The organism is Streptomyces sp. NPDC016845 (genome assembly GCF_044332585.1).
Taxonomy (GTDB): domain Bacteria; phylum Actinomycetota; class Actinomycetes; order Streptomycetales; family Streptomycetaceae; genus Streptomyces.
The window spans coordinates 48,127-72,028 of record NZ_JBIRPI010000004.1 but is presented as its reverse complement, the minus strand read 5'-3'; the positions used below and the strand labels follow the sequence as shown (position 1 = coordinate 72,028).

The window sequence follows — 23,902 nt, the reverse complement described above, 5'->3', positions numbered from 1 at the left end:
GCGACAAGGGTCGGCCGGAGGCCGGCGTCGCGTGATGCGCGGCGGCCCTGGCAGGCGCGAAGCATGGCGCTCCGGCGGAGCGGCCTGAACCGTCCGGACCGCAGGAGAACCTCGTACGCCCGCTGGGGTTCAGCAGACGGCGGACGAGTGACCATCCGCCGAACCGTCCCGCACGCAGTCCTGACGTGCAAGGTCACCACTCCTCGGCGTCGGGAGCCGGTGGCTTCCCTCCGCCCTTTCCGGCACGGTGGGCGTGGGGTCCGCGTCCGTGTCGTCCAGCGCGGTGAGCCGGTCGCGGATCTGCTGAGCGCTGTGGGGCATGGCTCGCTCGTCGGCGCGGTCGAGAGCGCGGGCCCAGTCCGCTCGCGCCCCTTCTCGGTCGCCCAGGGCCAGCCGCGTGTCGCCGAGTCGCATCAGTGTGCCGATGGCGTTGCGGTGGTCCCCCAGTTCCTCGAACGCCCGCGACGCCCGCTGGTAGGTGGCCACCGACTCGTCGTAACGGCCGAGCATGCGAAGGTTGTAGCCCAGAATGTCCCAGGCCTGGGCGAGCTGCCAGGGCGCGTCCAGGCGCTGGAACAGGGCGATGCCCTCCTCGCTGTACGACAGGCTCTTTTCGAGATGACCCAGGTTGGAGTGGAACCAGGCGAGCTCGATGAGGCACTCGGCCAGCCACAACTCCTCACCGGTCTCCCGGGACAGTTCCAGTCCCCGCTCGGAGAAGGCCACGGCCTCCTGGACCTGGCCGAACAGGAACAGCGCGCACGCCGTGACGTAGTGGGTTCGGGCCTGCTCGCCGGTCGCGTCGAGTTCCTCGAAGATCGTGGTCGCGCGTCGCAGGTGCTGAAGCGCCTGCTCCTGGTGGCCGAGGTAGCCGTGGATGTGGCCGAGGTGGCGTAGGCAACGGCCTTCCTCGAGGCGGTTGTTCTGGCGTCGGGCCACTTCGAGGGCGGGGGTCAGCGCGGTGATGGCTTCGGGCCAGAACTCCTGGCGGTGGAGGTACTCCTTGAGTGACCAGGACAGTCCGGTGGTGTGGTGGTCCAGCTGCCGGCTGACGGCGGTGTGGAGCAGACCGGTCAGCACCTGGTGCTCGGCGGTGAGCCATCGGGTCGCCTGCTGGATGGTGGTGAGTCTCTCCGGAGTGACCCCTGGGGCGGGTGTGCCGAGGTCGAGGTCGGACGAGGTGTCCTGTTTCAGGAGCTGGTTGGCCTCGTAGGCGGTGAACAGGTAGTGATCCAGGGAGCGGAGCGTGGCGTCGTGGCGTTCCCGGGTGCTGTCGTGGGTGTGGGTGAGCTCGCTGGCGTAGCCGCGCAGAAGGTCGTGCAGGCTGTAGCGGCCGGGCAGCGGCTGCTCCACCAGGCAGGAACCGACCAGGGCGGCCAGTGCGCGGCGGGTCCGGGGGAGGGAGAGGCCGGCGAGGCCGGCGGCCGCGGGTGCGGTGATGTGCGGGCCGGGGTGGAGGGCCAGCAAGCGGAAGAGCCGGGCGGTGGGCTCGTCCAGGGACCGGTAGGACCAGGAGAAGACGGCGCGTACGTCCGTGGTGCTGTCGAAGCCGGTGAACGCTTCGAGGCCGCCGTGCGCGTCTCGCAGGTCGTCGGCTATGGCGTGCAGGGGGAAGGAGGGGTCGAGTTCGGCGCGGGCGGCGACCACGGCCAGCGCCAGGGGAAGCCGCCCGCACAGGCGGACGATGTCGGCTGCGGCGGCGGGCTCGTCAGCCAGTCGTTCGCTTCCCAGGCGTCGTTCGAGGGCTTGGCGCGCTTCCGTCCGCGAGGGCAGCGGCAGGGTGAGGGGTCTGGCACCGTCAGTGGTGATCAGACCGGGCAGCTGGTTACGGCTGGTGATGAGGGTGAGGCAGCCCGCTCCTCCGGGGAGCAGGGGGCGCACCTGCTGCTCGTCGCGGGCGTTGTCCAGGACGAGCAGCATCTGCCGGTCGGCGAGGAAAGTGCGGAAAAGGGTGCTGCGGCCGGGGGTGTCCTCGGGGATGCGCTGGGCGGGAACGCCGAGGGCGGTGAGGAAGCCGTGCAGGGCGTTGCCGGGTTCGACTGCGGGGGCGTGAGGGTGGAATCCGCACAGGTCGACGAAGAGCTGCCCGTCGGGGAAAGAGGGGGCGATGCGGTGGGAGTGGTGGACGACGAAGGTGGTCTTTCCGACACCGGGAGCACCGCTGACGACGAAGACAGGGGCAGCGTCAGGGTCGGAACCGTCCGGTGCACCGCTCGCGGCCGACAGCCACGCGCCCTCGGCCGCCCGCCCCACGTACACGGGAAGCGTGCGCGGCAGTTGGGCCGGACGCGCCAGAGGCGGCGACGTGGCTTCCTCGGCGGCGGCTGCCGGGGCGCGACGCGCAGCGGACCGATCGGCCGCTGCCGCTTCGGCCGCTGCCGCTTCGTCCGTTGCCGCTTCGTCCGCGTCCGCGTCCGCGTCCGCGTCCTCGTCCGGTCCTGCGGACCTGGCCGGTGCGGCCGGGCCACGGCCGTGCCCGGTACCGACGCCGGGGACGGGCGCGGCGCCGAACCCGTCCGGCATGGCGCCCGTGTGAAGGGGCGGCAGGTCGTGGTGGAGGATGCCGTGGTGCAGGGCGCGCAGGGAGGGGCCGGGTTCGAGGCCGAGCTCGTCGGCGAGGTGCCGGCGCAGGTCGGTGTAACGCTGCAGCGCTTCGGGGTGCCGGCCCGCGAGGTACAGGGCACGCAGCAGCAGAGCCCAGCCGGTTTCCCGTAGAGGGTGCTCTGTGGTCATTGCCTGCGCCGCGTTCAGGGCTTCGGTGATCCGGCCTTGCAGGAGCAGGGCGGTGGTGCGGATCTCGCGGGTGGTCTGCCGCAGTTCTTCCAGGCGTGCGGTCTCATGAACGGCGAACAGGTGGTGCGCGGCGTCGGCGAACGCGCTGCCGCGCCACATCCCCAGGGCCTTACCCGCCTCTTCCACGGCCCGTTCGGGCCGGCCCAGGTCCATGAACCTGTGGGCCTGGGCCAGGGCCTGCTCGAAGCGTACGGTGTCACGGCTCTCGGGCGGTACGCGCAGGGCGTAGCCAAGGGGCTCGGTGACCAGCACCTCGAAGGCGCCCTGCCGGCGCAGGTGCTGGGGTTCCAGGACCGCGCGCACCTTACTGACGTGAGCGTGCAGCGAGGCCGTCGCTCCGCCCGGGTTCTGCCCCGGCTGCTGCGGCCACAGTTCGTCGGTCAACGTCTGCGGTGGGACCGCCCGGCCGTCGGCGAGCAGCAGGCAGATCAGCAGCAGCCGCTGCCTGCGCCGGCCCGGATCGAGTACCGCGCCCGCCCGCCGTACCACCAGCGGACCCAGCAGGCCGAAGTCGAGACCCTGTGTCAGAGCTGTCAACGCACCCACCCGGAATCCTGCTCGATGGCGCCGCCACCGGGGGCACGCACATGACCATGGCAAGCGGACAGGTAGGTGATCCACGTCCGCGGTGCCAGAAGGGACGCCGGTGAGCCGGGCATTCGCGCGGCTCTCGACGCGGTGGCATGTTCGCCGCCGAGGGGGCCCCGTTGCCCACTTCCCACATATCGGACAGGAGATTAGCAGTATGACGAGGCCGACGGCCGCGGCACGGGGCGGGATCGCTGTGCCCGTCCTTTTGCCGTCGCCGGCGCTGGGAGACGCCGGGACGCCGGGAGCACCAGTGCAGCCAGGCCGCCTCCTACCTCTGCCGCCCGGATGTCTCCGTCTTCGAGGACGGGTGAACCAGCGTGACCTTCGTTCCGTTGAGGGAGCGAACGGTCGTCGTCAGAAACGCAGGAACGAGGAAGAGACATGGTCGTCGAAGGAACGAGCACCGCCCGGTTCGAACCGGTGCGGGCGGCACTGGCAGCGCACCTGGAGTCCGGCGAGGAACTGGGGGCGTCGATCGCCGTGGATGTCGACGGAGTCATGGAGGTAGATCTGTGGGGTGGGCATACGGACGAAGCGCGCACCGCCCCCTGGCACCGGGACACGGTGGTCAGCCTGTGGTCGACGACCAAGACGCTCAGCAGCCTGGCGGCCCTCATCCTGGTCGATCGGGGGATGCTGGACCTCTCTCGCCCGGTCGCGCACTACTGGCCCGAATTCGCCGCTCAGGGCAAGCAGAACATCGAGGTGCGGCATGTCCTGGCACACACCTCGGGGCTCTCCGGCTGGCAGCAGCCTTTCACCATGGACGAGCTGTACGACTGGCCTACCGCGAGCGCCCGGCTGGCCGGGCAGGCGCCCTGGTGGGAGCCGGGCAGTGCCTCGGGCTACCACGTCCAGACCCAGGGACAGTTGGTGGGTGAGCTGGTCCGGCGGGTCAGCGGCCGTACTCTGGCCGAGTTCGTCGACACCGAGATCGCCAAGCCGTCACGTGCCGACGTCCAGATCGGTGCGCGGCAGGCCGACTGGCCGCGTATCGCCGAGCTGGTGGCCCCCTCGCCGCTCTCGGGAATACCCGCCGACCTCGACCCCGACGCCATCTTCACCAAGACGCTGCTCGGAAGCCCCGCCCGGGACGAGCACGTCGACACCCCGCAGTGGCGCCATGCCGAGCTCGGGGCGGTCAACGGGCACGGCAACGCGCGAGGCATGGCCCGGGCCCTCTCCGTGATCTCACGGCGCGGCCAGGTGAACGGTCTCCGGCTCCTCTCCGCGGAAACGGTCGAAAAGGCCCTCGACGTACAAGCGGACGGGGTAGATCTGTTCCTGGGTGTCCCCGTGCGCTGGGGCCTCGGCTTCGCACTCGCCGATGCGAGGACGATGCCGCACATGCCCACCGGGAAGATATGTTTCTGGGTCGGCCGTGGCGGTTCGATCGTCATGATGGACCTCGATCGACGCGTCACCTTCTCGTACACGATGAACCGGCTGGGCGACGGCATCCTCGGCTCGGAGCGCACCCACAGCTACGTCAGGCATGTCTACGAGGTCCTGGGCTCCACCGACTGAGCGCCGCCCGGTCCGCCCCGGGGCCGCCCGGGAATCTCACGGTCATGCTCGACGCCCGCACATGAACAACCCGTTCTCGGGGTGAACCGATCCTGTCCTTCGCTCGTAGGACAGTGCGTAGGGCGCATGAGTCATGACTCATGGCACATGACTCGTGGCGCATGACGCTCGCCCTCGGCAGCCGGGGACGGATGGTGCTCCGGGACGGAGCAGAGCCGCCGCCTGGCAGACGCTCTCGTATCCCCTGCGGCGCGTCATCCCTCGATGCCCCTGTACGCGCCGGTCGCACGGCGCAGACGGAGCGCACCCCCCTTCAGTCGTCCGCCCTCTTCAGTCGTCCGCTCCCTTCAGTCGTCCGCAGGATGCGCGGTGCTTCGGCTCCCGAACGCACCTGACGACTTCACCAGTACGGTCCGACGAGGGCCGCGCGTCAAGGAATTGGATACCCGCATGCACATCACCCGTCCGGCCCGTCCGGCCCGTCCGAGCCGCAGATCCGCCCTGCTCGGTGTCACAGCGGCCGCAGGACTGTCCCTGGCCGCCGTCACCCTGCTGGGCACCGCCGAAGCGGCCCCCCGCCCCACGACACGTCCGACGATCGTGCTGGAGCACGGGGCGTTCGCCGACGCCGCGAGCTGGGACGGTGTCGTCACTCGGCTGCATCGGGCGGGCTACCCCGTCGTGTCCGCCGCCAATCCGCTGCGCGGTCCGGCGACCGACGCCGCTTACCTGCGCAGTGTCGTCCAGCACATCGACGGGCCCGTCGTCCTGGTCGGCCACTCCTACGGCGGCACCGTCATCAGCCAGGCCGCCGTGGGCCTGGAGGACAAGGTGAAGGCGCTGGTCTACATCGCCGCGTTCCTGCCCGACACGGGCGAGAGCTCACTCGGGCTGACGAACAAGTTCCCCGGCAGCACCCTCGGCCAGGCGATCGAGTCCGTCGACTACACCCTGCCCGACGGTGGTCAGGGCGCGGACGTGTACATCAAGCCGGAGAAGTTCCGCGCCCAGTTCGCCGCCGACGTGCCCGAGGCCGAAGCCAGGCTGATGGCGGCAGGGCAGCGACCGGTCGCCGCCGCCGCGCTGGAGGAGGAGTCGACGGCCGCCGCCTGGAAGACGATCCCCGCCTGGTCGCTGATCACCACCCGCGACCTCAACATCCCCGTGGCCGCCCAGCGCTACATGTCGGCCCGTGCCAAGGCCCGCACCACGACCATCGACGCGTCACACGCGGTGTCCGTGTCCCACCCCGACGCCGTCGCCCGCATCGTGCAGCAGGCGGCCCGCACGGTCCGCTGACCGACAGCCCCTGAGCCACCCTCCTCACACGCCCCACTGTCACGCCCGCCCGGGCACCGGACCACCAGACGCGAACCTCAGCGAAAGGCAGTAACCACCATGGCGTTCATCACCGTCGGCCAGGAGAACTCGACCAGCATCGAGCTGTACTACGAGGACCATGGCACCGGACAGCCGGTCGTGCTGATCCACGGCTACCCGCTCGACGGCCACTCCTGGGAGAAGCAGTCCGCCGCCCTGCTGTCGGCCGGCTACCGCGTCATCACGTACGACCGGCGCGGTTTCGGCCGCTCCAGCCGGCCCACCACCGGCTACGACTACGACACCTTCGCCGCCGATCTGCACACGCTCCTGGAGACCCTCGACCTCAACGACGTGGTCCTGGTCGGCTTCTCCATGGGCACCGGCGAGGTCGGCCGCTACCTGGGTGCCTACGGCTCCGCCCGCATAGCCAAGGCCGCCTTCCTGGCCTCCCTCGAGCCCTTCCTGCTGAAGACCGACGACAACCCCGGCGGCGTCGACGGCACGATATTCAAGGACATCGAAGGGGCCGTCACCGCCGACCGCTACGCCTACTTCACCGCGTTCTACGAGGACTTCTACAACCTCGACGAGAACCTCGGCACCCGCATCAGCGAGGAAGCCGTCCGCAACAGCTGGAACGTCGCCGCCGGAGCCTCCTCGCACGCCTCCCTGGCTTGCGTGGCGACCTGGTCCACCGACTTCCGTGCCGACCTTCCCAAGATCGACGTCCCGGCGCTGATCCTGCACGGCACCAGCGACCGCATCCTGCCCATCGAGGCCACCGGCAACCGCTTCCACCAGGAACTCCCTCAGGCCGACTACGTCGTCATCGAGGGCGCCCCCCACGGCCTGCTGTGGACCCACGGCCAGGAAGTCACCCAGGCACTCCTGGCCTTCCTCGCCAAATAACGCCCTCGGCAGCACCCCACCACCAAGAAAGGAACCACTCACCGATGAAGCGCTTCATCACACGTCTCGCAGTAGTCCTGGCGGCCGGCGCCACAGCCGTCGTGCTGCCTGCGTCGTCAGCATCCGCTCTCAACCGCGTCGGTTGTACTGAATCGGGTTACCTGACGATTCACAATGCGGGCGGCTCCCTCTGCTTCGCCAACGCGGGCGTGCAAAGCGTGGCGATCTACGGCGTGGACCGGATCTGGACCGGCAACAACAAGGTCACGTTGGACTACGTGCCGAGACTGGGCGCGGCCGCGACCAGCGAGACCGTCGAGAAATGGAGTTATGGGAAGGTCACCGGCGCGCCCATCCACAAGATCACGAAGATCAGAGTCTGGTAGCACCTGTCGCCGCGAATGAGGTAACAGCCCGTCCTCGTCAGTGAGGGCGCAGACACTCACTTCCGCGGCGGCGTCGTTGCTGCGGCTCGTGACCGACCTGGACACTTCTCCCCACGGGGCCGCGACCGGAACGGGGGACCGGTCGCGGCCCCGCGCCGCCCTACCCGTTCAGCCCACTGAGCTACGGGTTCCGGTCGCACCCCGTGTTGGGTTCACGCGCTCCAGCTTGGTCCAGCCGGTCCAGCCTCGCTTCGTCAGCAGCTCGATCAGCCGACGGGCCGGCGGCAAGGTGTCGAACACATGCGTGTCCAGCAGCTCCGCGAACGGCGGCTCGAGGCCGGTGTCATCGACGTAGAACTCGCCCTGCTCGTCGGCTACCTGCGTAACGTATGCCGCCAACTTGTCGGCCAGTTCTTCCAGCCGTGAGTCGTCGGCGGTGCGCTCGAGAGCTTCGCTCAGGGTGAGATAGAAGTCGATGAACCGCGGGTCGGCGATCTGCTCCCGCTTGCGTGCCATCCACTCCGGGACGCGCTCGGGTGAGCGCGTGGCCAGCGGGATCCAGCCGTCGCGCTCGACCTGGACAACCCGTTCGTCGACCCCGAGCGCTCGCAGCCTGTCGAGGTACTCGACCACCTCCTGGGGCAGTACCAGGCTCTCCCCGGCGGCGAGGCGGGCGATCCGCTCGCGGTGTCGCTGCCGCTCCCGGATCTCCGCCCGCAGCCGCTCATCGATATCCGCGACCGCCGCGGCGAACTCCTCCTGGTCCGCCCGCAGCAACTCCCGCACGCGCGCCAGAGGGACCCCGGCCTCGGCGAGGGACCGGATCCTGACCAACTCGACCACTGAGTCGGCGCCGTACCTCCGATAGCCCGAGTGGTCCCGATCCGGCTCCGGCAGCAGCCCCTTGGCGTGATAGTGCCGCACCGCGCGCACCGTCACTCCGGCATACGACGCCAGCTCGCCGATAGTCAGCATCAGTCCAGTCTCCTAGTTCGAGGCCCGGGTCCGGTAGAGATGCCGCGACCAGAGGTAGCCGACCAGCCCGATCGCCACGCACCAGCCGATGGCCCGGAGCACGTCCGAAGAATCAGGCGATCCGGCCAGCAGACCGCGGAAAGCGTTCATGACCGGCGTGAACGGCTGGTACTCGGCGAACCACCGCAGCCCGGTCGGCATCGACTCCACCGGCACGAACCCGCTGACGGCAGCATGATGAAGATCATGGGCCAGTTGCTCGCGGCTTCCGGGGTCGGGCTGGCCAGCCCCAGCGCCACGGTGAACCAGGTCATCGCGAACGACAGCAGAGCGAGCAGCCCGATCAGGCCCAACCACTGCGCCCCCGAGGCCGCGGTCTGCGAACCCAGCAGGAACGCCACCCCGAAGACCGTGGCGAGGGCCAGCGCGGTCAGGACCATCGCGCCCAGCACATGGCCGGTGAGCACCGAGACCCTGGCGATCGGCATGGTGCGGAACCGGTCGATGATCCCGCCGGTCATGTCGGCTGCGACCGAGACCGCCGTGCTGATGGACACGCTCGCCACCGCCATCACGAGGATCCCGGGAGTGATGAACGTCAGGTAGTCACCGCGGTCTGCCGCCGGGGCGCCGGGAAGACCGACGCCCATGGTGCCGCCGAAGACGTAGACGAACAGCAGCAGGAACAGCAGCGGCAGCCCGATCAGCATCAGCGTCTGCGACGGGTAGCGGGCCATGTGCTTCAGGTTGCGGCGCAGCATGGTCGCCGAATCTCGGACGGCGTACGTCGCACTACTCATACCGGCACCTCCTCAAAAGACTCGTCGACGGTGGAGCGGTCGGTCAGAGCCAGGAACACGTCGTCCAGGTCCGCGGTGTGCACAGCGAGTCCGGTGACCGTGTCGTCGTCGATCCCGGCCAACAGCCGCCGCAGCGTGGTGAGGCTGCCGTCGTGCGGCAGGGTCAGGGTCAGCGCCGCTGCGTTCGGGGTCGCCCCGGGAAACCGGCGCGCCAATTCGGCCAGCCGTTGGCTGTCGGCGGCCTGGAGTTCGACACGACCGCCGGGGACCAGCCGCTTCAGCTCGGCCGCGGTCCCCTCGGCGACCAGTCGGCCTCCGTCGAGCACACCGATCCGGTCGGCGAGTTGATCGGCCTCCTCCAGATACTGGGTGGTGAGGAAGACAGTGACCCCGTCGGTCACCAGTTCCCGCACGATCCCCCACAGGTCACGGCGGCTGCGCGGGTCGAGGCCGGTGGTCGGCTCGTCGAGGAAGATCAGCCGTGGCCCGGCAACCAGGGTCATCGCCAAATCCAGCCGCCGCTTCATTCCGCCGGAGTACGTCACCGCGCGCCGGTCGGCGGCACCAGCCAGGCGGAACCGCTCCAGCAGCTGCTCCACCACGCTCTCCGCCTGGCGCCGGTCGAGGTGACCGAGGTCGGCCATCAGCCGCAGATTCTCCCGCCCGGTCAGTAACTCGTCCACGGCGGAGAACTGGCCGGTCACTCCGATCGACGCACGTACCTGGTCTGCCCTGCGGCGCATGTCGTAGCCGGCCACCCGAGCCTCACCGGCGTCCGCGGGGAGCAACGTGGACAGGATCCGGACGGTGGTGGTCTTACCGGCCCCGTTCGGCCCGAGCAGGGCGTAGACGGTGCCTGTGGGGACAGTCAGGTCGACTCCGGCGACCACCTCGTGGTCGCCGTACGACTTGCGTAGCCCGGCGACCTCGATCGCGCTGGTTCTCGTCGTCATGCTGGCCATGCTGAGAGGTTGCCCCTGCGTCAGGGTCAACCAGCACGGCCGCACGGCCTTCACCCGGTGACTCATTCTGCGCGCAGCACAGTCTGAGGCCAACTCCCTTGCAGCGACGCGCCCTTGGAGGCGCTCTCTGGGCTTTCCGCGATGGCGGACAGAGCCCATGATGGCGGCATGGCTTCGAGTGATGACCTGCTCTGGGACGCGGACGACAAGAGCATGCAGATGGTTCCGCGGCTCCGGCGCATCGGGATTACGGCCGGCTGCCTCGGCTTCCTCGGCCTGGCGCTGTGGACGGACTCGGACGCCGCATGGGTCCTCTACGCAGGTGCCCTCTACCTACTGGGGGAGAGCGCGTACTGGATGTGGGACCGACGGCGTCTGGTCGAGGCGCGCATCGTCCCGGGCGGCACCGACGGCCCTTCCAGGCTCGTCCTCCGCCGCGTCGGCGGACAGATCACCGAACACGACCCGTACCACGTAGCCCGCGTCCTCCTCATCCACGACAACGTCCACGACCTGGCAAGACTCCGCCTGAGGCTGCACGGTCGGCAGCTTCTCTTCGGGCGCCCGGGCCGCCCCCCGGCCCTCACCACATGGCGCCATACCTGCCCCAAAGCCCAGGTCGGCGACAGAGCCGCCCAATGGGGCATGCCAGGAGTCCCCGACTAGGGCCTGCGTATCGAGTCGCGATGCCCCGCCAGGCCTTCAGCGTGGCGATCAGGCGCTGGAAGGTGTAACTAGCCGCGCCCGCGAGCGAGTTCGAAGACCGACACGATCGTCTTCCTGCCGGATCCGCCTTGCAGGTGGATTTCCGACCCGGGCCGTGGCATATGCCGACCTGGGGGAGGACACTTATGGGTGCCGTGCTGAGACGCGGCGGCCAGCACGCGGTTGAGTTGTCGGCCCGTGCGGCCGAGGGGCCCCGGACCCGGCCCCTCGGCGGTCCTGCTCCCCGTTCAGGCTGCGCGCCTCTGCTCGCGGGCACCATGCGCGGCGGCAACCGGACACCCCGTCATCCGTCACCGGGGCGCTGGCGGCTACGGTGCGGTGCCTCGGCCGCCCGCGGGCTGCCGCTATTGCCGCGCGTTCCTGCGGTGTACTACGGCACCCCGGCACCCGCACCGCGTCGGCCGACGTCTGCATGCTTTGCCTTGCGGCTGTACACGGCTGTGTACGGCTGTGTACGTGGGCCGGTGCGGCGGCGACTCGGGCCGGAGGCCGGGGCCACCGGCCCGAGTCGCCGGGGTCACCCTGCGCTCGCTCGCCGCGAAGGGAGCACGCCGTGCACCTTTTATCCGCTGGCGGTGCGGCCGGGTGCGGCGGCCGTAACCCGGTGCGCAGTCGGCCGCGTTCAGTAGCCGCCTGGCCCGGCAGCGGGCACCGACTCAAGCAGGCAACAGCCGTGGCGGCGTGCTCAGTCGAAGACGACTGAGCGTACCTTCAGCCGCTCCGAGGCCCCTCCGGTGTGCGGGCGGAGCCTGAAGAACTCGCCCTGGCAGCCGGGCTCGGTGAAGACGGTGGCCCAGGCGTCGGTGCGGTTCTTGGGTGAGTGGCCGGGCTGTGGGTTGTCCGGGCCGACGCCGGGGAGGGTGAGGCATTGCTCGTTGGGCGGGTTGGTGAGGAAGCCGGTGACGTCGTAGCCCTCGTCGGTGACGTAGTCGTAGCGGAACTGGCCGGTCGCGGCGGAGGCGGAAGCGGGGTTCGCGGCGAGGAGCAGGGTGGCGCCGAGAAGGGCCGTGAAGGCGGAGCGAAAACGCATCGAGGAGTCTTTCTGCAGACGGGAAGGGAGCATGCCGTGGCCTTATTGCCCGGTGAGCGCACCGGGCACCGGTGCTTCACCCGAACGGACAGTGAGGAAACGAATCTGCATTACTCCGGAAGGCTCCGAGGCCTGCTGGTCAGGGCGGGTGGCACCTGTCAGGCCGTCCACTGCCGCATGACCGTGGCGCTGGCGGCTGCGATAGTGCTGCCAGGCCGCACTCGGCCACCTGCTGGAACGGCTGGCCGACGTTGGACATCCCCCCAAGCCCAAGCCTGGTACCCGCATGTCTGCTGGGATCATGCCCCCCGGTCCTCGGTCACCGGCAGGCACTCGGCGAGCAGGTCGACGACGTCGCGCCAGGCTCGCCGCGCGTGCTGTGGGTGGTAGCCGACGCCAGGGACCGTGGAGTGGTCGACCGGCGGGTGATGGAAGGCGTGCAAGGCGCCGCCGTAGACCGTGAGGCGCCAGTCGACGCCCGCGGCCTGCATCTCGGCGGTGAACGCGTCCCATCGCGCGGGCGGCATGATCGGGTCTTCCGACCCGACTCCGGCCCACACCGGGCAGCGGATGCGCTCTGCCTCGCCCGGTCGGCCCGTGGTAGTTGCGTTGACCGTGCCGATCGCGCGCAGGTTGACGCCGTCGCGCCCGAGTTCCAGCCCGACGGCGCCCCCGGTGCCGTATCCGACGGCGGCGATCCGGTCGGGGTCGGTCCGCGGTTCGGCGCGCAACACGTCGAGCGCCGCATGGCCGATGCTCCGCATCCGGTCGGGATCAGCGAGCAGGGGCATGCAACGGGCCAGCATCTCCTCGGGGTCGCTCAAATAGCGCCCGCCGTGAAGGTCGAAGGCCAGCGCCGTATATCCCAACTCGGCGAGAGCATCGGCCCGGCGGCGCTCGATGTCGCTGAGCCCCATGCCCTCCGGTCCGAGCAGCACCGCGGGCCGGCGGTCGACACCGGCCGGGAGCGCGAGGTGCCCGATCATGGTCAGACCGTCGGCCGGATACTCGACCGTGCGCGTCGTAATCGTCGTCATGAGTCCGGACTGTAGTGATCGTCGAGCCCGGTCCGGCCGCTCTTCTGCTGCTGGCAGAGCAGCGCGGACAACCCGCTCGCATACGGCCCGGGGCGGCATCGACGCCTTCTTCGCCACCCTCAGCCTCCGGCCCGGCCGGGCAGGGGCTCGGGCAGGCCGGTTCCGTCCTTCTCGGTGAGCGGGGTGCGGGCGTGCCTGCGCTGATGTGTCAGCAGTCCGAGGAAACCGGCGAGGAACCCGCTGATCAGTCCGGAGACGGCATGGTTGGCGGCGTTCGCGCCGGCGCCGGCGGGGACGCCGACGACCAGGTAGTTGGCCAGCGCGCTCATCCCGGCGCCGATGAGTCCCCCGATGGCGCCGCTGATGAGGGAGGCGCGGACCGCTGACGGCGACACGGCGGGGGACGAGGGCTTGCGGGGCGGGGGCGTCGGCACGGCTTCGATGCCCAGCGCGCGGTCGAGCGCGAGCGGCCCGGGCCCTGCCAGCAGGACGACGAGGAACGCCGCCCCCATCATCAGCGGGAACTCCAGCCCCGCTCCGCTCGCCGAGCCCTGCTGGGGCGTCATGAACCCGGTGTCCACGTTGACCAGAGCGCCCGCCACGCACAGATGGGCGGTCAGCAGCAGCGCCGTCCACCGGGACAGCAGCCCGACGACGAGCAGCAGCCCGCCGAAGGTCTCCCCGATGGCCACGGCCCAGCCCGTCAGCGTCGGCGCGGGGACGCCCATGCCGCCCAGGAACGCTGCGAACCCGGCCGGTCCGTCGCTGAGTTTGTCGATGCCGTGGACCGCCATGACAACCCCGCCGAGCACGCGTGCGACCGTCGGGGCGAAGGACTGGAAGCGGTGGGCCGGGGCGAGGCCGAGAGTGCGCCGCAGTGTTTCCGACCGGGGTCCGGACATGGAGGGGTCCTCTCGCGCGGGTGGCATGGTGAGCGTTGAGCGTTGCCGCTCACGTCGGGTGTCGGTGTCAGGCGTCGGATGCCGGGCGCCTTGCGGCACACCGGTGCCCTGGCGGACGCGGTCGCGTGCCGTCGCGGCGTACCGGCCGATGACGTACGCGACACTGTGCGGGCGACGCGGTCCCCGACGGAATCCCCCTGCTCATCGCGAGTTGTGATGCCGCTGATCCACGGCGCGGATACCGGGCTCAGGCGCGCTCGCGCTCCTCCCGCCGCCGGATCAGCTCCTCGACGGCGCTCGGCAGCGTCGTCTCGAAGTCGATCAGCTTGGCCCAGGTCGGGGTGACGACGATGCGGACCATGCCGTCGTGGTACAGCGAACGCACTTCCTTCTCCCACTCGACCCGTTGCTCGGGCGTCATCTCGTAGCTGGTGGTCGTCTGGAGGTACTCGTCGGGGATGCCGTCGACGTAGTCCAGTGCGGCCCGGCCCCGGACGAGCAGGATCTTCGGCGGGTGGACCTCGGTGTCCATCGTCAGGGCGACCATCGGGTTCTGGCGCAGCGCTTTGAGTTTCGGGGCGTTCTTGGGCGTACTCATGACGATCTCCGCGCCGTTCCAGGCGAAGATGATCGGGATGCTGCGGGGCGTGCCGTCCTGGGCCACGTAAGCCAGGCGGGTCATGTCACGGGCCAGGAGCTCCTGGCTGACCGGTCGGCTCAGGACCTCGGTGATCTCGTTCGGCTGCATGGCGATTCCCTCCGTCGTGGCCACTGGTACTCCGGGGACGGAGCCGGCGCGGCGTTCTCGACACTGGAACGTCCTGGCCCCTCGGACAAGCCGACTCACGAACCCACGGACTTCCGCACCGGCACGTGTCCGGTCATCGCAGCTCGTCCGCGCGGACCTGGCTCGAAGACCATCCCGGCCTTCGCCGCGCCCCCGTACCCGTCGGCGCGTGCGGGAACCCAGCGCTAAACGTAGTGGCGGTAGACGGCCTGAGCCACGCACGCCGGTTTCTCGCTGCCGTCGACCTCGACGGTGAACGTCAGCTGCATCTGGACACCGTTGCCCTTGACGTCCTCCACGGAGTCGACGACTGCGCCCAGCCGGATCTTGGCGCCGACTGGCACAGGGCTCGGGAAGCGAGCTTTCTCCAGGCCGTAGTTGACGCTCATGGTTGTTCCGGTGATCTCGAGGAGTTCGTTGAAGAGGGGGATGATGAGGCTCAGGGTGAGGTAGCCGTGGGCGATGGTGGTGCCGAAGGGGCCGTTCTTGGCCTTCTCGGGGGCGGTGTGGATCCACTGGTGGTCGCCGGTGGCGTCGGCGAAGGTGTTCACCCGGTCCTGGGTGATCTCCAGCCAGTTGGTGTGTCCGAGGTTCTTGCCGGTCAGGGCCTTGAGTTCGTCCAGGCCGTTTGCGCTGAGGGTCATGGCTGAGGGTCCTTTCGGGTGGGGTCGGCCGTGCCGGACGCGTAGGCGGTGCGGATGGCCGGTTTGACGAGCTTGCCGGACGCGGTGCGGGGCAGGCGCCGGGTGAAGATCACGGACTTGGGGATCTTGTACTTGGCGAGTCTGCTGCGCAGATGTGCGAGGAGTTCCGCCTCGTCGGTCTGGTGATCCGGTCGCAGGACGACGACGGCACGTCCTGCCTCGCCCCACGTGGCGTCCGGGACGCCGATGACCGCGCACTCGGCGACGGCGGGGTGCCCCAGGATCGCGTCCTCGACCTCGGCGGGATAGACGTTCTCACCGCCGGAGATGAACATGTCCTTCACCCGGTCGACGATGTAGGCGTACCCGTCCTCGTCCAGCCGGGCGATGTCACCCGTGCGCAGCCACCGGCCGTCCGGGGTGAAGGCGTCCGCCGTCGGTCCTGGCAGGTGCCAGTAGCCCGTCATCACGTGGGGCCCGGTGACGAGGATCTCGCCCTTCTCTCCGGCGTCCGCGTCCCCGCCGTCGGGCCGGACGACGCGGATGTCGGTGAAGAAGTGCGGTACTCCCGCGGAGCCGGCTCTGGCCGTGGTCTGTTCCCGGTCGAGGTAGAGGATGCCGGGAGAGGCCTCGGTCATGCCGTAGCCCTGGCCGAAGGCGAGGCCGCGGGCGAGGTAGGCGGCGATGGTGCGTTCGGGGACGGGTGCGCCGCCGCAGTTGAGGGTGCGCAGACTGGAGAGGTCCGCGCTCGCCCAGGCCGGTCGGGCGGACATGGCGTCGTACATGGTGGGGACGGCGAACATGTACGTCACACGGTGGACCGCGATGAGTTCGAGGACGCGGTCGGGGTCGAAGGCGCGCAGGAGGACGACGCGGCCGCCCTTGAGGAGGGTGGGCAGGCAGGTCATGTTCAGGCCCGCGGTGTGGAAGAGCGGCGCGGTCACCAACGTCACCTCGTCCGAGGCCAGATCGACGTCGATCAGGACGTTGACGCTGTTCCAGGTGATGTTCGCGTGGGTGAGGACGGCGCCCTTGGCGCGGCCCGTGGTCCCCGAGGTGTACATGATCATGCAGGGGTCGTCGGGAGACACCGGTTCGTCGAGGGGCGCGGCGTCCTCGGCGGCGAGGAGTGTCTCGTAGTCCGGAGCATCGTCCACGGGGGAGGTGAGTGGGATGCGGGCCACGGTGGGTTCCGGGGCGGCCGCGGCGGCGACTTCGGACAGTTCGCGGGCGTGGATCAGGACGGTGCTGCCGGAGTCGGCGAGCTGGTGGGCGAGTTCGGCCGCGGCGAGGCGGGTGTTGAGAGGGACGAAGACCGCACCGAGCGTTCCGGCGGCGAACAGCGTCTCCAGGAAGGTCGGATGGTTGGGGCCCAGATAGGCGACGCGGTCACCCCTGCCGATGCCCAGCGCGCGCAGGGCGTGGGCGAGTCGCAGCACTCTTGCGTGCAGCTCCCGGTAGGTCCACTGGCGGTCGTCGTGGACGACCGCGACGCGGTCCGGTGTCTTACGGGCCCGGCGGGCGGGCCAGGATCCGATGCCTTGGTCGCGCACGGTGGACCTCTCAATCCTTGGTGAGGCCGAGCAGGCGGGCCGCGTTCTCCTTGAGGATCTTCGGGCGGACCTCCGTCTTGATGTCGAGGGCGGCGAAGTCCGCGAGCCAGCGGTCCGGGGTGATCACGGGGTAGTCGGAGCCGAAGAGGACCTTGTCCTGGAGCAGCGAGTTCGCGTAGCGCACGAGCTGGGGCGGGAAGTACTTCGGCGACCAGCCCGACAGGTCGATGTGGACATGGGGTTTGTGCGTGGCCACCGCGAGAGCCTCGTCCTGCCAGGGGAAGGACGGGTGAGCCAGGATGATGCGCAGCTGGGGGAAGTCGGTGGCGACGTCGTCGACCAGCATGGGGTTGGAGTACTTCAGCCGGATTCCGCCTCCTCCCGGGACACCGGCGCCGATCCCGGTCTGGCCCGTGTGGAACAGGGCGGGCACCCCGAGCTCCTCGATGGCCTCGTAGAGCGGATAGGCGAGCCGGTCGTCGGGGGAGAAAGCCTGGATGCTGGGGTGGAACTTGAAACCGCGCACGCCGTGTTCGGTGACCAGACGGCGTGCCTCGCGGACGCCTGCGCGCCCTTTGTGGGGGTCGACGGAGGCGAACGGGATCAGGGCGTCGGCATGGGCGGCGCAGCTCTCGGCGATCTCTTCGTTGGAGATGCGCGGGTGTCCCGTGGCGTGTTCGGCGTCGACCGTGAACACGACGGCGGCCATGCGGCGTTCGCGGTAGTGGTCGGCCATCTCGTCGATGGTCGGGCGGCGGTGGCCGTGCGCCTTGAAGTACTTCTCGGAGGCGCCGAACAGTTCGGGGCTGAGCGAGCCGTGTCCGTCCTTGGAGATTTCGGCGTGCGTGTGCACGTCGATCGCCGTCAGCTTGTCCATGTCGAGCGCGCGGTCGGCCATGTCAGGCTCCCGGCGCGGTGGGGGCGGGGATGCCGTAGGTCTCGGGCTCCGCGCCGACCTCGCCGTGCCAGCGTTCGGCGATGCTCTCGGCGCTCCAGCCGCCGTCGGCGAACGCGACGGCCTTCTCCGTGGGATGCGCCCACAGGGCGAGGCGGTCGCCACCGATGCCGATGGCCTGTCCGGTGATGTCGCCGGAGACGTCGGAGGCGAGGAAGGTGATCAGGCCCGCGACGTCCTCGACCGTGCCCAGCCCTTCGTCCTTGCGCATCCACGCGGGAAGCGGGGAGCCGGTGCGTTCGGCGGCCTCGATGGCCGGGGCGAACGCCGGGATGGTCTTGGTCATCTCGGTGGCCGCGACGGGTACCACCGCGTTGACGGTGATGGCGGACCTGGCGAGTTCCATGGCCCAGGTGCGGGACATGGCCGCGATCCCGGCCTTGGCGGCGGCGTAGTTGGTCTGCCCGAAGTTGCCGCGCTGGCCGGCCGGTGAGGCGATGAGGACCAGCCGGCCGCCCTCGCCCTGTGCCCGCATCTGTACGGCGGCCGCGCGAGCGCAGGTGAAGGTGGCGCGCAGATGCACCTTGATGACTGCGTCGAAGTCGTCGTCGGTCATCTTCCACAGCACGCGGTCGCGGAGGATGCCGGCGTTGGTGACCATGACGTCCAGTCGGCCGAAGCTCTCCACCGCCCGGGAGACCAGGAGTTCGGCGGTGTCCGTCTCGCCGACGGCGGCGGTCACGCCGATCGCGCGGCCGCCGGTCTCCGTGATCGCGGCCACCGCCTGGTCCACCGCCCCAGGGTCGACGTCGTTGACGACCACGGCGGCTCCGGCCGCGGCCAGGGCGCGGACGTAGGCGAGTCCGAGCCCGCGCCCGCTGCCGGTGACGACAGCCACTTTGCCGCTCAGTTCCACGCGGTTGGACAGATTCATGGTGCTGGGTCCTTGTCTCGGGGTGTGGTGATTCCGCATGACGTTAGGCACTGTTGTGGCGGCGGTCAAGAAGTTGCCGAACATTGATGGCTGTCTAGACTGAGCGGCGTGACCAGCGCGCAAGCAGTGCCCGAGGAGGACGAGGAGAGCGGTACGTCGGCGCCGCGACCGCAGTCGCTGATGCTGAGCTTTCTTGGGCTGTACGTCCTCAAGGGCGGCGGCGCGGTGTACTCGGGCAGCGTCATCGACGTGTTCTCGCGCGTCGGTGTCTCCGAGGACGCGGTGCGCTCCACCCTGGCCCGGATGGTCAAACGCGATCTGCTGGCCCGGCACCGTGGCGGCCGGCGCATGTACTTCGCGCTGACCGAGCGGTCGTACGCCGTGCTGCGCGACGGGCATGAGCGTGTGTGGCGCGAGGGCGCGGTCAACCGCGCGTGGGACGGCTCGTGGACGTGGGTGGGCTTCTCGCTGCCCGAGGCATGGCGCAGCCGTCGCCACGAGTTGCGCTCCCGGCTGGAGTGGGCCGGGTTCGGCCCGCTCCACAACGGTCTGTGGATCGCGCCGGGGCGCGTCGACGTGAGCGCCGTGATCGACGGCCTGGATCTGGACGACTGCGTCAGCGTGCTGTGCGGACGCACGGCGGAACCCACCGAAGCGGGCCAGCTCGTGCGGCGGGCCTTCGACACGGAGGGGATCGCCGCGCGCTACCGCGTGTTCCTGGACCGGTGGGACCACCCGGATCCGCTGCCGGAGGCCGTGGACGACCTTGCGAGACAACTGCTCCTGCACACCGACTGGCTGCGGTCCGTGCGGTCGGATCCCCGGCTGCCGGCGGAGCAGTTGCCCGCCGAATGGCCCGCCATCCGGGCTGAGCAGGTCTTCCGGACACTGTCGGCCCGCTTCGACGCCCCGGCCCGGCGCCTTGTGGACGAGGTACTGGAGACCATCCCGGTCAACGCGGCGCGTTGACTCTCGGGTTCACATTTTGCGGCCGGCGGCCGGTCACAGAGAGGGGGCGAGCCGCGGCGCGCCGTCCTCCACGACCTGCGCCGCATCCAGGGCCAGCTCCTCGGCGAACCGTCCGGCGATGAGCTGGACACCGACCGGCAGCCCGTCCGCGTGCACGGCGGGCACGCTCACGGCGGGGAAGCCGAGAATCGGCACCGCGGCCATGGGCCACATCGCGGCGAGCATCTCGGATGCGCGCTCGGCTCCCTTGAGGTCGGCGTCCTGCTCGAAGGGCAGTTCGGCGGCGATGGGAGTGAGCAGGACCCGGTCGGTGCCGAGCAGCTCCTGGAGCCGGCCGATCAGTGAGCCGCGCCGGGCCCAGCCCTGGATGTAGGCGTCCAGGGTCGGGCGTTCACCCCAGACGTCGGCGGCGGCGGCGAAGGAGTACCTGAGCGAGGTGCGGATGCCCTCGTCGCCGACCTGCTCCACCAGGGGCACCACGGCGCGGAAGTCCTCGTAGATCAGCAAGGACCACAGACGGGCGGCCTCGGCGAGCACGGAAGCCGCCTCGAACTCCTCGACCTCGTACCCGGCCGCGGACAGGCGGGTGGCGGCGGCGTCCAGCGCGGCGTCGACGGCGGAGTGGTTGCGGACGGTGCCGATGTCGCGCACCAGGCCGACGCGGGGCTTCGCGCCGCCTGCCGGGCGGCCGGGTGCGACGGGGATGCCGAAGGGGTCGCGCAGATCGGGTGAGGTCATGACGTCGAGCGCCAGCCGGGCATCGGCCACGGTTCGTGCCAACGGGCCCTCGACGGCGCAGGCTTGGGCGGTGAGCGGGAAGTCGAGCCGGGCCGGGCCGTCCGGGGTCTCGATGTGCACGGGCGGCATCCATCCGGAGACCCGGCCCACAGTGGGGCGGACACCGACCACGCCGCAGCAGGCGGCCGGGTAGCGGATCGAACCGCCGATGTCGTTGCCCTGGGCGAGCGGCGTCATGCCCGCGGCGAGACTGCTGGACGCGCCGCCGCTGGAGCCGCCCGGCGTACGGTCGGCGTCCCAGGGGTTGAGGGTGCGCCCGTGCAGGTCGTTCGTGGAGAACCAACGGTAGGAGAAGGCAGGGGAGTTGCTGCGGCCGAGCAGGACGGCACCGGCCGTGCGCAGGGCCGCGACACACGCGGCGTCCTCCTTCGCCGGCGGTCCGGCGAGAGCCGCGACGCCATTGCTGGTGACGTGACCCCGCTGATCGGTATTGATCTTGGTGGAGACGGGGACTCCGTGCAGGGGGCCGAGCCGTTCGCCGGCGGCCACGGCCGCGTCGGCGCGGCGTGCGTCGGCCAGCGCCTCGTCGGGACGGAGGTCGACGAGGGCGTTCAGCCGCGGGTTCGTCTCTTCGATGCGGCCGAGACAGGACCGCACGACCTCGACGGACGAGACGTCGCCCGTGCGGATGGCGGCGGCCAGTTCGACGGCGGAGCGCTGCCACAGCGGGGCAGCGGGCTTCTGGGTTTCCATGATCGCCTCTGGGGATGGGGTGCCGGGGGCGCGGGACGGTGCCGCGGCGGCACGGACGCAGACATGACGGACACGGGCATGGAGAGGTGCTGGGGCCGAGGAGCCGCCAAGGGCGGCGAACGCTGTGATGAAACAGCGTTTTATTTCCGCTCACCCTGATGTCCGTGCCACGGCTTGTCAAGGGTCGAGGGGCGGTCTCAGGTCGTCGTCGGCAGGTCCGGTAGGCCCCGGCGGAGCATCTCCAGGACGGTCAGGGCGATGTGGGTGCCGCGTTCGGCGGGCCAGCTCTGCGGGTCCTCGAGGGTGGACAGCCAGTACCCGCGCAGCAGCAGGTGGAGAATGTCGCCCGCCTCCGCGGCGGACGGGAGGCCCGCCTCGGTCGCGAGCTCCCGGAAGCCCTCGCGATGGGCGCGCGCGGTCGAGTCGCGGACCTGCTCGACCTCCTTTCCGGCGGCCGGCCCCTCGCTGATGATTTCGAACAGCAGCCGGCGCATGACTTCGTCGTCGGCTGTCGTGGTGCACATCCAGCGCAGCAGCGCGGGCAGTCGATCGTCGTCGGCGGTGCCCTTGAGCGCCTCCTCCTCCTGGTGCCCCCATTCCTTGTCCGCCCGGCGCAGCGCGTTGGCCATGAGGGCCGACCGGCTGGGGATGTAGTTCGTGACCATCGCCGTGGATCCGCCGAGCCGTTGGGCGACGGCGCGGATGGTCACGGCCCGGACCCCGCGCTCGCGGGCGACCTCGATGGTGGCGGCGGCGATCTCGTCGAGCCGCTGGACCTCGTCTACCTCGATCGGCATGTCCTCGACCTTAAGGGGTGTTGACCTGATGGCGAACGGGTGTCATCTTGTCACGCAACAGCGTTATGCAACGCTGTTGTATCTCATCTGGCTGGAGACGCCACCATGCCCTTCATGTTCGAAAGGGTCGGCGCGGCGCCGCTCTCCGAGAACGCCCGGCAGTACATGGTCCGCATGCGCGACGGCGTGCGGCTCGCCACCGACGTCTACCTCCCCGCGCACCACCCCGCGGAGCAGAGGGACGCCGAAGCGGTGTTCCCGGCGGTGCTCGTCCGCCTCCCGTACGACAAGAACAGCCGGTACGTGTACTTCGACCGGATCGCCCGGCTGTTCACCACCCGCGGCTACGCCGTGGTGGTCCAGGACGTCCGCGGCAAGTTCCGCTCGGGCGGCCGGACCCTGCCCTTCCTGCGCGAGCCGCAGGACGGCTACGACTCCATCGACTGGATCGTCCACCAGCCCTGGTCCGACGGCCGGGTCGGCATGTTCGGTGACTCCTACTACGGCTTCACCCAATGGGCCGCCGTAGCCTCGGAACACCCGGCATTGCGGGCCATCGTGCCGCGGGTCACCGCCGCCGACTTCAGCACCATCTGGCGGCCCGACGAGCAGCCCGCGCCCGTCTGGCTGGAGGGCATCGAGTACTTCGCCCACCACTGGGTCGACCACGACACCTACGAGTACGAGGTCGACCGCCGCGCCCGCCCGCTCCTCGACCAGTTCGAGCAGGTCTTCGACGCCATCGGCGCCCGCTCCGCCTGGTTCGACCTCATGGCCCCCCGCCAGGCCGACCTGCCGACCCAGCCCGGCCTGCACCCCTTCGACGCCCGCCCCGTACCGGTGCTCCACTGCGTCGGCTGGTTCGACAACATCGGCGCCGCCCACATGCGGGACTACGCCGAACTGGCCTCCCGGCCCGGCTGGAACGCCCTGCAATACCTGTGGGCCGGAGCCATCGACCACGAGAACTACCGCCTGTCCGACGCCCCCGTCGCACCCGAGAACGACCACGGCCTCGACGAGAACGCCCTCGCCCGGATGCTGCCGGAATACGTCGGCCCGGCCCTCGACTTCTTCGACGTCTTCCTGAAGGGCGTGCGCCCGGCCGGCTCGCTGGCGAAGGTGAGCTGGGAACTCGGCCACGCGCAATGGCGGACCGCGTCGACATGGCCGCCGCCCGGCAGCACCACTCGCACCTACTGGCTCGACGAACCGGACCACGCGACCGGCGCCCTGCCCGGCGGTCTCCTCGCCGACGCGCCCACGGCCCGGGCAGCCGACGCGCACTGGATCCACGACCCGGACAGCCCCGTGCCCTCCCTGGTCGACGACTCGTTCGCCGTTCTGCACAGCCACCCCGACTTCGCGCCCGTCGCCGCCCGCCCGGACGTCCTCGCGTTCTCCGGCCCGGTACTCGACGAACCGCTGGACCTGGCCGGACCGATCGGCCTGCACCTGATGGTCACCGGCACCGCCCCCGCCTTCGACGTCTTCGCCAAACTCCTCGACCTGAACCCGGAAGGCGAGGCCCGGCTGATCGCCCGCGGACAGCATCACGTCACCACAGCCACAGCATCCGGCGAGATCGGCATCGACCTCGGACACACCGGATACCGGCTGCGCCGCGGACACCGTCTCGCGCTCATCGTGGCCGGCAGCGACCACCCGCTGTTCCTGCCCACCACCGGCACCGGCGAGAACCCCTGGACGGCCGTGGTCACCAAACCCGGCACGCAAGGGCTGCGCACCGGCGGCGGCCACGCGTCCCGGCTGACCGTCACGGTCGCACCGCCGGATGCCTCCTGACCTACCGGCCACGCCTCACACTCGTACGCCTTCCATCTCCTTCCACGCCCCGTCCATCCTCGCGA

Annotated in this window: 20 protein-coding genes and 1 pseudogene; 7 read left to right on the top strand and 14 right to left on the bottom strand. The window is 70.3% G+C overall.

Translation table 11 applies throughout. The annotated features are described in order from the left end of the window. Window positions 1-129 precede the first annotated feature (129 nt). Window positions 130-3,330 carry an AfsR/SARP family transcriptional regulator gene (locus tag ACH4RC_RS13500; RefSeq protein ID WP_398199375.1) on the bottom strand — a complete coding sequence of 1,067 codons (3,201 nt, stop codon included), beginning with the start codon at window positions 3,328-3,330 and terminating at the stop codon, window positions 130-132. 435 nt (window positions 3,331-3,765) lie between these two features. On the opposite strand from ACH4RC_RS13500, the gene ACH4RC_RS13495 reads away from it, so the two are divergent. From ACH4RC_RS13495 to ACH4RC_RS13480, 4 genes are all read left to right on the top strand, one after another. Continuing rightward, window positions 3,766-4,911, top strand: a complete 1,146-nt coding sequence (locus ACH4RC_RS13495; RefSeq protein WP_398199372.1) for a serine hydrolase domain-containing protein — start codon at window positions 3,766-3,768, stop codon at window positions 4,909-4,911. Window positions 4,912-5,361: 450 nt separating this feature from the next. Beyond that, window positions 5,362-6,210 (top strand): alpha/beta fold hydrolase, encoded by an 849-nt coding sequence (locus tag ACH4RC_RS13490; RefSeq protein WP_398199369.1) that lies wholly within the window; start codon window positions 5,362-5,364, stop codon window positions 6,208-6,210. A gap of 99 nt (window positions 6,211-6,309) precedes the next feature. Beyond that, window positions 6,310-7,143, top strand: coding sequence for an alpha/beta fold hydrolase (locus ACH4RC_RS13485; RefSeq protein WP_398199366.1), 834 nt, complete (start codon window positions 6,310-6,312; stop codon window positions 7,141-7,143). A 44-nt stretch (window positions 7,144-7,187) separates the two neighbouring features. Next, window positions 7,188-7,529, top strand: a complete 342-nt coding sequence (locus ACH4RC_RS13480) for a beta/gamma crystallin domain-containing protein (RefSeq protein ID WP_398199363.1) — start codon at window positions 7,188-7,190, stop codon at window positions 7,527-7,529. A gap of 168 nt (window positions 7,530-7,697) precedes the next feature. Here the strand turns inward: ACH4RC_RS13480 and ACH4RC_RS13475 are convergent, their stop codons facing one another. The 3 genes and pseudogenes from ACH4RC_RS13475 to ACH4RC_RS13465 form a co-directional block, all read right to left on the bottom strand. Beyond that, window positions 7,698-8,504, bottom strand: a complete 807-nt coding sequence (locus ACH4RC_RS13475) for a MerR family transcriptional regulator (RefSeq protein ID WP_398199361.1) — start codon at window positions 8,502-8,504, stop codon at window positions 7,698-7,700. 12 nt (window positions 8,505-8,516) lie between these two features. After that, window positions 8,517-9,304, bottom strand: a pseudogene (locus ACH4RC_RS13470) (ABC transporter permease). Continuing rightward, window positions 9,301-10,257, bottom strand: coding sequence for an ABC transporter ATP-binding protein (locus ACH4RC_RS13465; RefSeq protein ID WP_398199359.1), 957 nt, complete (start codon window positions 10,255-10,257; stop codon window positions 9,301-9,303). The pseudogene ACH4RC_RS13470 and the gene ACH4RC_RS13465 overlap by 4 nt, the downstream one beginning before the upstream one ends. 177 nt (window positions 10,258-10,434) lie before the next feature. Between ACH4RC_RS13465 and ACH4RC_RS13460 the strand changes: the two genes are divergently transcribed. Further along, a complete protein-coding gene (locus tag ACH4RC_RS13460) occupies window positions 10,435-10,932 on the top strand; it encodes a hypothetical protein (RefSeq protein ID WP_398199357.1) in 498 nt (165 codons plus the stop codon). Between the two features lie 745 nt (window positions 10,933-11,677). On the opposite strand, the gene ACH4RC_RS13455 is transcribed toward ACH4RC_RS13460, so the two are convergent. The 8 genes from ACH4RC_RS13455 to ACH4RC_RS13420 form a co-directional block, all read right to left on the bottom strand. Then, the gene (locus ACH4RC_RS13455; protein WP_398199355.1) at window positions 11,678-12,022 is read right to left on the bottom strand and encodes a hypothetical protein; all 345 of its coding nucleotides are present in this window, start codon (window positions 12,020-12,022) and stop codon (window positions 11,678-11,680) included. A gap of 299 nt (window positions 12,023-12,321) precedes the next feature. Beyond that, complete coding sequence (locus ACH4RC_RS13450) at window positions 12,322-13,059, bottom strand: dienelactone hydrolase family protein (protein ID WP_398199354.1); 738 nt, start codon at window positions 13,057-13,059, stop codon at window positions 12,322-12,324. Window positions 13,060-13,178: 119 nt separating this feature from the next. Then, window positions 13,179-13,961 (bottom strand): DoxX family protein, encoded by a 783-nt coding sequence (locus ACH4RC_RS13445; RefSeq protein ID WP_398199352.1) that lies wholly within the window; start codon window positions 13,959-13,961, stop codon window positions 13,179-13,181. A 247-nt stretch (window positions 13,962-14,208) separates the two neighbouring features. Further along, window positions 14,209-14,709, bottom strand: a complete 501-nt coding sequence (locus ACH4RC_RS13440; RefSeq protein WP_398199350.1) for a pyridoxamine 5'-phosphate oxidase family protein — start codon at window positions 14,707-14,709, stop codon at window positions 14,209-14,211. Window positions 14,710-14,933: 224 nt separating this feature from the next. Then, entirely contained in the window at window positions 14,934-15,392 is a 459-nt protein-coding gene (locus ACH4RC_RS13435; RefSeq protein WP_398199348.1) for a MaoC family dehydratase, read from the bottom strand. Further along, complete coding sequence (locus ACH4RC_RS13430) at window positions 15,389-16,945, bottom strand: long-chain fatty acid--CoA ligase (RefSeq protein ID WP_398199346.1); 1,557 nt, start codon at window positions 16,943-16,945, stop codon at window positions 15,389-15,391. Before ACH4RC_RS13430 ends, ACH4RC_RS13435 begins: the two co-directional genes overlap by 4 nt. A 10-nt stretch (window positions 16,946-16,955) precedes the next feature. After that, complete coding sequence (locus ACH4RC_RS13425; RefSeq protein WP_398199343.1) at window positions 16,956-17,843, bottom strand: amidohydrolase family protein; 888 nt, start codon at window positions 17,841-17,843, stop codon at window positions 16,956-16,958. Between the two features lies 1 nt (window position 17,844). Then, the gene (locus ACH4RC_RS13420; protein WP_398199340.1) at window positions 17,845-18,774 is read right to left on the bottom strand and encodes an SDR family NAD(P)-dependent oxidoreductase; all 930 of its coding nucleotides are present in this window, start codon (window positions 18,772-18,774) and stop codon (window positions 17,845-17,847) included. 108 nt (window positions 18,775-18,882) lie between these two features. Here ACH4RC_RS13420 and ACH4RC_RS13415 point away from each other — a divergent pair, with 108 nt between their 5' ends. After that, window positions 18,883-19,743, top strand: a complete 861-nt coding sequence (locus ACH4RC_RS13415; protein ID WP_398199338.1) for a PaaX family transcriptional regulator C-terminal domain-containing protein — start codon at window positions 18,883-18,885, stop codon at window positions 19,741-19,743. Between the two features lie 33 nt (window positions 19,744-19,776). Here ACH4RC_RS13415 and ACH4RC_RS13410 read toward each other — a convergent pair whose 3' ends face one another. Both ACH4RC_RS13410 and ACH4RC_RS13405 read right to left on the bottom strand, forming a co-directional pair. Continuing rightward, complete coding sequence (locus tag ACH4RC_RS13410; protein WP_398199336.1) at window positions 19,777-21,234, bottom strand: amidase; 1,458 nt, start codon at window positions 21,232-21,234, stop codon at window positions 19,777-19,779. A gap of 197 nt (window positions 21,235-21,431) precedes the next feature. Then, window positions 21,432-22,031, bottom strand: a complete 600-nt coding sequence (locus ACH4RC_RS13405; protein ID WP_398199333.1) for a TetR/AcrR family transcriptional regulator — start codon at window positions 22,029-22,031, stop codon at window positions 21,432-21,434. Between the two features lie 114 nt (window positions 22,032-22,145). Between ACH4RC_RS13405 and ACH4RC_RS13400 the strand changes: the two genes are divergently transcribed. Then, complete coding sequence (locus ACH4RC_RS13400; protein WP_398199330.1) at window positions 22,146-23,837, top strand: CocE/NonD family hydrolase; 1,692 nt, start codon at window positions 22,146-22,148, stop codon at window positions 23,835-23,837. Window positions 23,838-23,902: the final 65 nt, after the last annotated feature.